Source organism: Paraburkholderia sp. RL18-085-BIA-A (genome assembly GCF_046027075.1).
Classification (GTDB): Bacteria; Pseudomonadota; Gammaproteobacteria; order Burkholderiales; family Burkholderiaceae; genus Paraburkholderia.
This window is the reverse complement of the sequence record NZ_JARESU010000018.1, coordinates 62,029-73,631: the sequence shown is the minus strand read 5'-3', so window position 1 is coordinate 73,631 and position 11,603 is coordinate 62,029. Positions and strand designations below refer to the sequence as shown.

Here is an 11,603-nt window from a genome sequence, read left to right as displayed (position 1 = left end):
GGCGTGCGGTGACCGGGTGGCTCGGTGGCCTCGCGGCCTAGTGATTCGCGGCGGCGGTTGCATTCACCGCATCCGCGTCGGCTTCGCCGTGCGGCAGCGCGTGCGCGCCGACTCTCGCCGGCGCATTGCGCAACGCATGCTGCCGGCCAATCGCGTGATACTCGATGCCGAGTTCGAGCAGCGCATCCGGCTCGTACAGATTGCGGCCGTCGAAAATCAGCGGCTTCTTCAGCATCTTCTTGAGCGAATCGAAGTCCGGGCTCTTGAAGACTTTCCATTCGGTGAGGATCACCAGCGCATCGACGCCCTCGGCCGCTTCCATCTCTTCCTTCACGAACGACAGCCGCGCGTGCTGCTGCGGCACGTCCTGCAGATCGAGCGCGAACACGCGCTTCGATTCGTCGATCGCGACCGGGTCGTAGGCCTTCACGCGCGCGCCACGGCGCAGCAGTTCGGCGATCAGCGCACGGCTCGGCGCTTCGCGCATGTCGTCGGTGTTCGGCTTGAACGCAAGGCCCCACACGCCGAACGTGCGGTCCGACAGGTCCTCGCCCAGACGCGCGACGATCTTCTGCGCGAGGATGCGCTTCTGCGTCTCATTGACCGCTTCCACCGCTTCGAGAATGCGCAGGTTCGCTTTGTGGTCCGCGGCGGTGCGGATCAGCGCCTGCACGTCCTTCGGGAAGCACGAGCCGCCGTAGCCGCAGCCGGCATACAGGAAGTCGTAGCCGATACGCGGATCGGAGCCGATGCCGCGACGCACCGCTTCGATGTCCGCGCCGACGCGGTCAGCCAGATTGGCCAGCTCGTTCATGTACGAGATGCGCGTGGCGAGCATCGCGTTGGCCGCGTACTTGGTGAATTCGGCCGAGCGCACGTCCATGTACAGCGTGCGTTCGCGATTGCGGTTGAACGGCGCGTAAAGGCGCTTCATCAGTTCGCGCGCCTTTTCGCCCGGCACGTCCTCGTCGCAGCCGAGCACGATGCGATCGGGCCGCGTGAAGTCATCGACCGCCGCGCCCTCTTTCAGAAACTCCGGATTCGACACCACCGAGAACATGTGATCGAGGTTGCGCGCGGCCAGCTCGGCGGCAACCACCTCGCGCACGCGCGAGGCCGTGCCGACCGGCACCGTCGACTTGTCGACGATCACCTTGAAGCCCGTCATATGCCGGCCAATATTTCGCGCGGCGGCCAGCACGTATTGCAGGTCGGCGGAACCGTCCTCGTCGGACGGAGTGCCGACCGCGATGAACTGGATGTCGCCGTGCGCGACCGCGGCCTCGATGTCGGTCGAGAACTTCAGGCGCCCTGCGCGGCGATTGCGCGCGATGATTTCCTGCAGACCCGGTTCATGGATCGGCACGCCGCCGTTGTTGAGCATGTCGATCTTGCGCTGATCGACGTCGAGACAGAACACGTCGTGGCCGATGTCGGCCAGACATGCGCCCGTCACGAGGCCTACGTAGCCACTACCGATGATCGTCAGGTTCATGTATTACACCTCGGAAAATGGAGTTGATTCAGGAGTGGGTCACGCGGCGTGGCGCGTCGCATGACCGGGGCTCAGTAGCCGGACTCAGTAAGCATTGCTGCCCGCGAAGCCCTTCCACAGCGTCAGCACGACGATCTTGATGTCGAGCCAGAAGGTCCAGTGCTGCATGTAGTACAGATCGAGCTTGACGCGGCCCATCATCTTTTCGATGCGGTCGGTTTCGCCGCGATAGCCGTTGATCTGCGCCCATCCGGTGATGCCCGGCTTGATCCGGTAGCGGTGCATGTAGCCCTTCACCAGATCCTTGTAGATGTCGTCGTGTTCGAGCGCATGCGGACGCGGGCCGACCACCGACATCTCGCCGCGCAGCACGTTGATGAATTGCGGCAGCTCGTCGAGGCTGGTGCGCCGCAGGAACGCGCCGACCGCGGTGATGCGCGGGTCGCGCCGCGTGGCCTGGGTGATCTTGCCGGTCTCTTCCTTGTGCAGCTTCATCGAGCGGAACTTGTAGATCTCGAACTGGTTGCCGTCGATGCCCTTGCGCTTCTGGCGGAAGAACACCGGACCCGGCGAACTCAACTTCACCATCGCGGCGATCGCCAGCATCAGCGGCGCCAGCGCGGTCAATGCGGCCAGCGCGAACAGGCGGTCGAACACGCGCTTGGGCAGCACGCGCAGATCGGTGATCGGCGACGCGGCCAGGTTGATCGCCGGCACGCCTAGCAATTCGACCATCGGTTGATTGAACAGCGTCAGGCTGCGCACGTCCGGTATGAAGCGGATGTTCACGAAGTCGTTGCGCAGGTCAATCACGAAGCGATGGATCGCCTTCTCCTTCGAGATCGGCAGCGCCAGCCACAACTCGCGGATCGCGCGCTGGCGCACGAGCTGGATCATCCGCTGATAGTCGCGCTCGACCGGCACGCCTTCGATCGCGTCGGCCGCGTCGGGGTCTTCGTAGGGGTTGATCGTGCCGTCCTCGTCGAACACTACGACGGGGCTAAAGCCCGCTTCCGGACGGCTGCGCATCTGCTCGATCAGAAAGCGCCCATACGGCGCACCGCCGACGATCGCCACCGCGCGCTGATTGAAACCTTCGCGGCGCAGCCCGCGCAGGATCGAATACACGATCACCTTGGTGATGATCAGCAGCACGATGGTCGCCACCGCCCAATACACGAGCCACAGCCGCGACAGGTTGTCCGAGCGGTGCAGGCTGAAGCTGATCAGCACGCCGGTGATTTCCACCATCACCCAGCCGCCCGCTACGCGCGACAGCAGATCGTAGAGCGGCTTGCCGCGCCATGACTGATAGATGCCCAGCGCCGGAAAGAACACCACCACCAGCAGGCAGCCGAACGCGAGCGAGACGCTTTGCATATCGTCCAGCCACACCACTTTCCCGCTGCGCACGGCCGCCGCGATGGCGGCGCCGAGCGCGACCATGGCGATGTCGATGATTCTCGATAGAACGCTCAGCATGAGCTGCCCCTCAGTTCGTCAGTCAAGTGCCATCCGTTGGTTGATCAGGTCCGTCGCATTCCGCTGTAACCGGCAGGCACGCCACGCCGGTAACCGCGTCCGCCAAACCCCGCGCGACGCGAAACTGATTGAAGCGGTGCGATTGCCCTTCTATTTCCCGATCCGTGATTCGGCTAAATCGCGCCCGAATCCCGCCTGAATGGCCGGATTGAAAAATCTGTGTCGGAATGAGTGAATACCCTTGTACAGGTATAGATAAGGCGGTATTAAAATTCGTACTGCAAGACCGCAAAATATCTCAAATTGTATCGGTCAATTTTCGGCATTTTTTCTGGATTTTATTCGGTAATTGTTACCGAGTTGGGGTGCGCTTCAGGCGCTGCACTGGCCTATCTGTAAGGCAGTTCTGGTCTCGTTCCGCTGTGATCGGCGAAGCTTGCGTCTCACCTTTCGGCACTATTCTCGCGCAGAACCGGCGATAAAAAAATTGCCGCCGATTTTTTTCGGGTAATTTTTCTTTTTGATAAATCGACCGGACATTTTTCCTTCATCAAATGGATTATTTTTATTCGGCCGGTTTATACCGTTTGCATTTAACGCGCTTTTATTGATTCCCGACTTCATGATAAAACTCCACGCATTCACCCAGCCTCGAGGAGTTCACCATGACAGCTCCGGTCACGGCCACGCCCGCCGACACCCGGTCCACGCAAGCTACGCCCCTGAACGTCAAGCTCAAGGTTCATCCTGTGATTCTCGCGGGGGGCTCCGGTACAAGGCTGTGGCCGATGTCGCGCGAGCAGCATCCGAAACAGCTGATCGGCCTGCTCGGCGAAGACTCGCTGCTGCAATCCACCACGCGCCGTCTCGACGGACTCGAATCCGGTTATCCACTCACCGAACAACTCGTCGTGGTGGCCAATGAAGAACAGCGCTTCACCACCGCCGAGCAATTGCGCACGAGCGGCAAGCCGACCCGGCTGATTCTCGAACCGACCGGCCGCGACACGGCGCCGGCATTGACGGCCGCCGCGCTGTCGATCGCCGCGCAGGACGAGGACGGCATCATGGTCGTGATGCCCGCCGACCACGCGGTCACCGACAGCGACGGTTTTCATGCGGCAGTGGCCGCCGGCGTGCAGCAAGCGGCGGCCGGCCGCATCGTCACGATGGGCATCGTGCCGACCCGTGCAGAAACCGGCTACGGCTACATTCGCATCGGAGCGGCGCTGGGTTCGTCGGCGGCTCATGCGGCCGATCATACGGATGCTACGGATAACGAAGCATCAAGCAAGATCGTCGCTCGCCAGCTCGACCGCTTCGTCGAAAAGCCGCATCTCGAACTGGCGCAGCGCTACGTTCAATCGCAGGAGTACTGGTGGAATAGCGGCATCTTCATCATGCGCGCGTCGACCTGGCTGAGAGCCATCCGCCACTTCCAGCCGGCCATTTACGAAGCGTGCGCCGCGGCTTTCGCGGGCGGCAAGGCGGACGGCGACTTCTTCCGTCTGCAACGCGACGCGTTCAGCGCGTCGCCGTCCAACTCGATCGACTACGCGGTGATGGAGAAGCTCGGCGCGGATCAAAGCGTCGCGTCCGGCGTGGTCGTGCCGTTGCACGCGGGCTGGTCGGACGTGGGTTCGTGGGACGCGATCTGGGACATCTCGGAGAAGGACGCCGATCACAACGTGAGCCGCGGCCGCGTGATGTTCGAAGGCGCATCGTCGACCTTCGCGCATTCGGAAGGACGCCTGATCGCCTGCGTGGGCACACAGGATCTCGTGGTGGTCGAAACGGCCGACGCGATTCTCGTCGCCGACAAGTCGCGCGTGCAGGACGTCAAGAAGATCGTCGGACGGATTCGCGCCGAGGGCGGTGTCGAAGCGGCCAACCATCGCAAGGTGCATCGTCCTTGGGGCAACTACGATTCCGTCGACACCGGCGAGCGCTTCCAGGTCAAACGCATCGTCGTCAAACCCGGTGCGCGGCTCTCGCTGCAAATGCATCATCACCGCGCTGAACATTGGATCGTCGTGCGCGGCACGGCGCTCGTCACGCGAGGCGAAGAGCGCTTTATCGTCTCCGAAAACGAGTCGGCTTATATTCCGCTCGGCGTCACGCACCGCCTGGAGAATCCGGGCAAGATGCCGCTCGAAATGATCGAGGTCCAGTCCGGCTCGTATCTCGGCGAAGACGATATCGTGCGCTTCGACGACACGTATGGACGCCAGTGACCGGGCAAACCAGGTGACACAGCTGAACCACAACGAATGAAGCGGGAACCTGCGGCGGTTGCTCCTACCAGCCGCGGGGAACTGCTGTGCCGACGACGATGTTTTCAGTGTTTTCGGTCGTGCCGACAGTCATGCTGACAGCTTGTGCTTGCAGCCGCGCTTACAGCCGTGCTCATCCCGCGTGGGAGATCAGTTCTGTGTACGACGATGGAAAACGATCCGCTGCGCTGTTGCTGTCGGGCGAGGCTGTTGCGGCGGCCGCGTCACCGGGATATCGGCGCAGCGGTCCACGAAATGCATTGAGCGGACCATGCAACGGCGCACCATGATTCACCGCGACGGGCTCCGGCAGGTGACGCAACGCGGGCAACGGACGAGCCGGCTGCCTCGGCGCATACGCCGACGGCGCATGCGTGCTGTCGACGCACTCGCCGGCGGCCTGCGTCAGGCGTTCACGGTCGATCCACTGCCGCGCCCATTCGAGCGCGTATTGCTCAGCCGCGTGCGCGTCCGCGAAGCGTGGGCCGACGAGGCCGGAACGCTCGACGCGTTTGCCGTCCTTCATGATTTCCGTCCACCCGCGATACATCGCGTTGGGCACCTGCTCCGCCACGACGTAGATCAGATAGCCGTACGGGCCGGCGATCTGCGTGCCGCGCGGCGCGAGACTCATCGACAGCGGCTTGCGTCGATCGTCCGGAGCTTCCGAGTGGCGTGCCGATGCGATCGCCGCATCGAGACGCTCCATCGCAGCGCCGACCGCGAGCGCTTCGCTGCTGCTGTTGTCGGCGGGCACGGCGGCGCGCATCACGGGCCATGTGCTGGATGCAGCGGATGTTGCCGGCGTGCGCGTGACCGGAGCCGCATCCGCGACACCGGACAACTGCCGCGTGATGTCGGCGATCGGATCGGCCGAACGCCAGTGGCTCAGCGTGCTCGACACGCCTGGCGTCTGCCACGACTCGGGACTTTTCCACGACACGCCACGCAGACCTTCGTCGCGCATGCTGGGTGCTTCCGCCGCAACCGGAGCGGGTTTGGCCGCCGGCTTGGCCCCGACCGGAGGCGCCGGCTGAGGAATATAGGCGAACGTGCGCCGCCCCGTTTGCGACAACAGCCGGACCATCTCCAGCAGCGTGCCGTTCAGTTGCCATTCTTCAAACCGACGCCGGCACGTGGGGCCGGACGGATAGCGGCCCGGCAGCTTCGACCAGGGTTCGCCGGTGGTCAGAATCCACAGCACGGCATTGGCCACGATACGCGGTTCCGCGCGGGGCCGGCCGCGTCGGTTCAGACGGACGGCCGGCTCATCGGAGACAAGCGCTGCCAGCAGCGCCCATTCGTCATTGCTTAGCTCATCGAAAAACATTGGGTTTTCTCCACGCGGCTCGGCCTGGCCGCGGCTTTGGACCTGCCACGGATTCAGCTTTCACGATCCGTGTGCGGTCCTCGGTTGCACAAATATGTTTTGTACGTTCTGTCGGCTGGTCAATACCGCCCCGGTATAGTGCGGTTTGTCCCTATAGCGAAGCACAGAACGTGGTCTCACTCGTGCATGGGAGAAATTGTGCACGAAGCATACCATCCCAGGGTTTGCATGAATACCATTGAGACAAGTGTTACGGATAGAAACAATCTTGTCCTTTTCGCTGCGTCATTTCACGCATTGCCGTCACAGAAGTCGTGTGCGGTGCGCGCGGTACGGCGCGTGATTGTTCGGCACTACGATACACGATCGCGACGAATTGGATTTACGAATAGCTCACCTGATCGAAACGGTATTTCAATGCATTTTGATAGTTTGAAGGTCGTTCAGACAGCACCCGAAGCGACGCAAGAATGGCACGTTGAGATGATCGGAACCGTGCGCCGATAGAGCCGGATACAGTGCCGGCGCATGCGCGCTCCCGGCCACTTCATGCGCTTCTCGACGCAGCTGCGTTGGTCCCGCTGTTAGCGCACCGGTTTCGCCGCGCGCTCGCCTACCACCGTCATCCATTCACGCACGCGCCAACCCGCCACGAGTCCGGAAAGTACATATGGATCCGCTCTGGCAAAGGCTTCGGCGGCAGCGGGAGAATCGCCCTCGAACAGCAATACGGCGCCGTCGGTCGGCTCGGTCAATGCGCCGGCGAGCAGCAATTCGCCGCGTTCCGCCGCCGCCCACGCGAGTTTCAGATGCGCGTCGCGATACTCGGCGCGGCGTTCCAGATAGTCGGACACAAGGTCATACATCAACAGATAGTGCATGGCGAGCCTCCTATGGCTTGCGTCAGAGACGGGGCGAAGAGAGACGAAGATTCGCCCGCGTTGAAGTCAATATTACCACTTTGAACCACCGCGGAATTTTGTGCCGATTATTTATTGATTTTTATTCTAATCAATGCATATGGCATTTCAATTTTTATTCGGCCAACCAAATAACGATTAATTCAATTCACATGAAGCAGTCCGATTAATTGATCCGGATTGCATAACATTTTTCGACATCACGGTCATTCGCCTGTTTCAAGCGGGCGCCCGCGGCCCTCGCCCCTTCACCAGGGGAAAACGAGCGGGGGTGTCTGTCAACCGATTTGTGTTTGTGTCCGTTCTGGCATACAGCATTTGCCATAATGATCGTGCAAAGGGGCCCCTGGATGGCGTTGACGCCCGCGCGCATGAACGACCAAAAACGTTTTCACCACCGATGGAGTGTCACATGAAAATCCAATCCGCAATCGCTACGCTGGTGCTCGGCGCTGTTCTCGTTTCGCCGGTGTTCGCCGCGAATAGCCAGCAGACAAAAATGGCCGACTGCAACAAGCAGGCAGGTGACAAGAAAGGCGATGACCGCAAGGCGTTCATGCAAACCTGCCTGTCCGCGAAGCCGGCCGCCGCGCCGATGACCCAGCAGGAGAAGATGAAGGTGTGCAACACGCAAGCCGCCGACAAGAAGGGCGACGATCGCAAGGCGTTCATGAAGACCTGCCTGTCGTCCGCGCCCGCTAACTGAACACCGGCCCTGCTCTGCTCACGCGACGTGCCGCGGACACGGCACCTGAGCGCTCATCGCTCGATCAGGGCCGCGCGGTTTTCCGGCGTGGCCCTTCACCCTCTGCTTCCCCATCCGCCGCATCTTCCGCTTCACCTTCCTCGTCTCGCCCTTCGTAGTCCGCCCGACGGCGCGCGCCGTTTTCTTCTATGATGGCTGCGGAGACGGCCCACCCCATATACAACATTAGACGGGCCGCCATCTTGTCGTTGGTGCTGCTGAGCATCGATTGGAGGCAAGGATGGTATCGAAGCATAAAAACCGCTGGTTGAGGCGGTGGCTGGTCGTCATCATATTCTGGGCCGTGCCCGTGGCGATCGTTGCGGTCAACGAGATCCGCGAGGAAATGGCGTACAACGCCGTCGACCTCGACCGCGCGTTGACCACCTGGAATTTCACCGATGCACAACGCGCCGCCGGCGCGCCTGCGCGCTGCCACGGCAAGCCCGACGAGGCGCAAGCCGCCGGCTGTCCGGCCGACGTGCTGGCCGCCAATGCGCCGCGCCAGCAGGACGCGCGCAATGAATACAGCGTGCGCCGCTCCATCTTGATGGCTTATCTGTGGCACGCGTTCGTCGGCTATTGGGTCGTACCGGCGGTCGTGCTGTTTCTGATCGGCGTGCTGATCGGCATGGTGCGCCGCGCGCTGCGGCGCCCGCCGCCCGTGAAGAGCCCGGCGAATCACGGATGAGGCGGCACCTGGCTGTCACGAAGCGCGGCGGCGTAATCGAATCAATACAGCTCGCCTCGATACACAGTCGACAACACGCCGGACTGCGGCATCCGGGCAACACTTTCAGCTAGATTTCAACGCTGAGTAGAGACCCGAAAAATCGGTAAAAACGCGCCTTTCGCACGGCCCGAGGACCGCGAGCGCAAGGCAGCTTCGCTCGAGGTAAAGATCTGCAGAACCGCCATCGAACACGCGGCGCGCGCTGCTCCCGCCGTCCCGCCGAGCCGGTCAAATTTACAGCGCGACTTCTTACGATTAGCCGCAAAGCCCCGCCGCACAAGGCTTTTCGCGAAACGGCGAAGCACGCCTTTTATGCTTGCGTGTGATATAACTCAAAGGCACCGCGGCGATATCGCCCCAGGTTGCGCCTCGGAACCATACGGAGAAAAACGATGCAACGACGAAACTTCATGTTGAAGACGACCACTGCGCTCGCTTTCGGAGGCCTTGCACTCGCTGGCTGCACAACGACGTCCCGCAGCAGCAACAACGCTACGCCTACCACCGATGCATCCAAGCGCCAGTCGATTGACGCCGCGGTCGACGGCACGCTGTCGCGGCTTTTCACGACGGTGAACGGTTCGCGTGAACTGGTCTCGAAGGCGCGCGGTGTGCTCGTGTTCCCCTCGGTTCTGCAAGCGGGCTTTGTCGTCGGCGGCCAGTACGGTGAAGGCGCGCTGCGCGTGGCCGGCACCTCGGTCGGCTATTACAGCACGGTTTCCGGCTCTTTCGGCCTGCAGGCGGGCGCGCAGTCCAAGGCCATCATCTTCCTGTTCATGACGCAGGACTCGCTGGACAAATTCCGCAACGCGGACGGCTGGTCGGTCGGCGGCGATGCCTCCGTCGCGCTGGTGAAGGTTGGCGCGAACGGCACAATCGATACGACCACCGCCACCGCACCGGTCCAGGTGTTCGTGCTGACCAACGCCGGCCTGATGGGTGACCTATCGCTGCAAGGCACCAAGGTCTCGCGGCTGAAGATCTGAGCGGCTTATCTGCTTGCTGGTCTGCGGGGTGTGCGTCTGATCCGCCCGGTTTCGTGAGCCGCCGTTGCCGGGTCAGACGCAAGCCTGCGCAGGCTGCGGTTGTTTCGTCGGATTTGCATCCGTTTGGATCGTGGCGGACGCCGCGGCGAAAGGCCTGTTGAACTGCCGGTCGCGCCGCGCCGCAAGCCACCCTTCGCTGCCTTTACCGCCCTTCACCACCCTCTATAGCTTCGCCGCCGCAATCCGACGGCAGCACAATCCACCCAATGTGAAGCGACGATAAAAAACGGCGGTGCGCATCGCACACCGCCGTTCTTTTTCACCATGCCACGCTTTGCAAAACGCTGCCTGCTTCAGCGCATGAACGGGCAACGCACCCTCAAGCGCACCCTCAGCTCCCCGCCGACGTATCAATCACCTTGAAGCGCGACCGCTTCTGCGCCCGAATCACCGACTGATACACGTCCACGTACTGCTGCGCCATCCGGTGCGACGTGAAGCGCTCCTCGAAGCGCTGCCGCACGCCCGCACGCGGCATCTTGTGCAGACGGTTGACCGCCGCCACCGCGCCGATCTCGTCCTCGACGATAAACCCTGTCACGCCGTCTTCCAGCACCTCCGGCACCGAGCCGCGGTTGAATGCGATCACCGGCGTGCCGCACGCCATCGCTTCGATCATCACCAGACCGAACGGCTCCGGCCAGTCGATCGGGAACAGCAATGCGTGCGCGCCCGACAGGAATTCGGCTTTCTGGTTATCGGCGATCTCGCCGATGAACTCGACGTGCGGCAAGTCCAGCAACGGCCGGATGTCGCGGTCGAAATACTCGCGATCGGCGGCGTCCACTTTCGCGGCGATGCGAATCTGCATGCCGCAGCGGCCGGCGATCCGGATCGCCGTATCGACGCGCTTTTCCGGCGAGATGCGGCCGAGAAACGCGAGGTACTTCTGCTCGACCGGTTGCGGCGTGTAGAGCTGCTCGGGCAAGCCGTGGTAGACGGTGGCGAGCCAGCGCGCCTGTGGCAGCGGATGACGCTGCGCGTTCGAGATCGAGATCACCGGCGCGGTGTTGAAGGTGTCGAATACCGGCTGCTGCTCGGGCAAATCGAGACGGCCGTGCATCGTCGTGACGAACGGCGTCTCCTGGCGTTTGAAGACCGAGAACGAGTAGTAGTCGAGGTGAAAATGCAGCACGTCGAACTCTTCGGCCTGGCGGCGCACCAATTCCATCAGCAGCATATGCGGCGCAATGCGGTCGCGAATACCCGGGTCCAGGCGCAGCGCGCGTGGCCACACCGGTTCGAGCTTCGCGCTGGTGACGGAGTCGCCGCTTGCGAATAGCGTCACGTCGTGGCCAAGCTCGACCAGCGCCTCGGTGATGTAGGACACGACGCGTTCCGTGCCGCCATACAGCTTGGGCGGCACCGATTCGGTCAGGGGGGCGATCTGCGCAATTTTCATATTGTGTGTCTCCATGTACTGATGGCTTGCGCCTCGTGGCGGTGCGCATCAGCGACGCCGAGTATGACAGCGCCGTTACCTCCGATCAATGCGGGCGGTACCGCACGCTCGCGTGCACCACTGGCATCGGAGCATTATTCCCTGGTGTCCGGCAAAAAGCCCCCTGGTCTTGCATTT

Annotated in this window: 10 protein-coding genes; 4 read left to right on the top strand and 6 right to left on the bottom strand. The window is 62.3% G+C overall.

Annotated features, from left to right (window positions below; translation table 11 throughout):
• Positions 1–37 precede the first annotated feature (37 nt).
• From P0D89_RS15270 to P0D89_RS15260, 3 genes are all read right to left on the bottom strand, one after another.
• On the bottom strand, positions 38–1,495 hold the full coding sequence (locus P0D89_RS15270; RefSeq protein WP_408358141.1) for a UDP-glucose dehydrogenase family protein: 1,458 nt from the start codon (positions 1,493–1,495) through the stop codon (positions 38–40).
• An 84-nt stretch (positions 1,496–1,579) separates the two neighbouring features.
• Positions 1,580–2,977: an undecaprenyl-phosphate glucose phosphotransferase gene (locus P0D89_RS15265; protein WP_408358142.1), complete on the bottom strand. Its 1,398-nt coding sequence runs from the start codon at positions 2,975–2,977 to the stop codon at positions 1,580–1,582.
• 456 nt (positions 2,978–3,433) lie between these two features.
• On the bottom strand, positions 3,434–3,601 hold the full coding sequence (locus tag P0D89_RS15260) for a hypothetical protein (RefSeq protein ID WP_408358143.1): 168 nt from the start codon (positions 3,599–3,601) through the stop codon (positions 3,434–3,436).
• A gap of 41 nt (positions 3,602–3,642) precedes the next feature.
• On the opposite strand from P0D89_RS15260, the gene P0D89_RS15255 reads away from it, so the two are divergent.
• Complete coding sequence (locus tag P0D89_RS15255) at positions 3,643–5,211, top strand: mannose-1-phosphate guanylyltransferase/mannose-6-phosphate isomerase (protein WP_408358144.1); 1,569 nt, start codon at positions 3,643–3,645, stop codon at positions 5,209–5,211.
• A gap of 172 nt (positions 5,212–5,383) precedes the next feature.
• On the opposite strand, the gene P0D89_RS15250 is transcribed toward P0D89_RS15255, so the two are convergent.
• On the bottom strand, positions 5,384–6,580 hold the full coding sequence (locus P0D89_RS15250; RefSeq protein WP_408358145.1) for a DUF6566 family protein: 1,197 nt from the start codon (positions 6,578–6,580) through the stop codon (positions 5,384–5,386).
• 584 nt (positions 6,581–7,164) lie between these two features.
• Entirely contained in the window at positions 7,165–7,461 is a 297-nt protein-coding gene (locus P0D89_RS15245; protein ID WP_408358146.1) for a YciI-like protein, read from the bottom strand.
• A 451-nt stretch (positions 7,462–7,912) separates the two neighbouring features.
• Between P0D89_RS15245 and P0D89_RS15240 the strand changes: the two genes are divergently transcribed.
• From P0D89_RS15240 to P0D89_RS15230, 3 genes are all read left to right on the top strand, one after another.
• On the top strand, positions 7,913–8,206 hold the full coding sequence (locus P0D89_RS15240; protein ID WP_408358147.1) for a PsiF family protein: 294 nt from the start codon (positions 7,913–7,915) through the stop codon (positions 8,204–8,206).
• Between the two features lie 280 nt (positions 8,207–8,486).
• Entirely contained in the window at positions 8,487–8,936 is a 450-nt protein-coding gene (locus tag P0D89_RS15235; RefSeq protein ID WP_408358148.1) for a hypothetical protein, read from the top strand.
• Between the two features lie 434 nt (positions 8,937–9,370).
• Complete coding sequence (locus P0D89_RS15230; protein WP_408358149.1) at positions 9,371–9,964, top strand: BPSL1445 family SYLF domain-containing lipoprotein; 594 nt, start codon at positions 9,371–9,373, stop codon at positions 9,962–9,964.
• Between the two features lie 391 nt (positions 9,965–10,355).
• On the opposite strand, the gene P0D89_RS15225 is transcribed toward P0D89_RS15230, so the two are convergent.
• Positions 10,356–11,426 carry a glycosyltransferase family 4 protein gene (locus P0D89_RS15225; RefSeq protein WP_408358150.1) on the bottom strand — a complete coding sequence of 357 codons (1,071 nt, stop codon included), beginning with the start codon at positions 11,424–11,426 and terminating at the stop codon, positions 10,356–10,358.
• Between the last annotated feature and the right edge of the window lie 177 nt (positions 11,427–11,603).

What these genes read in the sequence shown, in the direction of transcription:
- P0D89_RS15225 (WP_408358150.1), bottom strand. Translation starts at nt 11,426, where the DNA reads ATGAAAATTGCGCAGATCGCCCCCCTGACCGAATCGGTGCCGCCCAAG.
- P0D89_RS15245 (WP_408358146.1), bottom strand. Translation starts at nt 7,461, where the DNA reads ATGCACTATCTGTTGATGTATGACCTTGTGTCCGACTATCTGGAACGC.
- P0D89_RS15270 (WP_408358141.1), bottom strand. Translation starts at nt 1,495, where the DNA reads ATGAACCTGACGATCATCGGTAGTGGCTACGTAGGCCTCGTGACGGGC.
- P0D89_RS15250 (WP_408358145.1), bottom strand. Translation starts at nt 6,580, where the DNA reads ATGTTTTTCGATGAGCTAAGCAATGACGAATGGGCGCTGCTGGCAGCG.
- P0D89_RS15265 (WP_408358142.1), bottom strand. Translation starts at nt 2,977, where the DNA reads ATGCTGAGCGTTCTATCGAGAATCATCGACATCGCCATGGTCGCGCTC.
- P0D89_RS15235 (WP_408358148.1), top strand. Translation starts at nt 8,487, where the DNA reads ATGGTATCGAAGCATAAAAACCGCTGGTTGAGGCGGTGGCTGGTCGTC.
- P0D89_RS15240 (WP_408358147.1), top strand. Translation starts at nt 7,913, where the DNA reads ATGAAAATCCAATCCGCAATCGCTACGCTGGTGCTCGGCGCTGTTCTC.
- P0D89_RS15260 (WP_408358143.1), bottom strand. Translation starts at nt 3,601, where the DNA reads ATGAAGTCGGGAATCAATAAAAGCGCGTTAAATGCAAACGGTATAAAC.
- P0D89_RS15230 (WP_408358149.1), top strand. Translation starts at nt 9,371, where the DNA reads ATGCAACGACGAAACTTCATGTTGAAGACGACCACTGCGCTCGCTTTC.
- P0D89_RS15255 (WP_408358144.1), top strand. Translation starts at nt 3,643, where the DNA reads ATGACAGCTCCGGTCACGGCCACGCCCGCCGACACCCGGTCCACGCAA.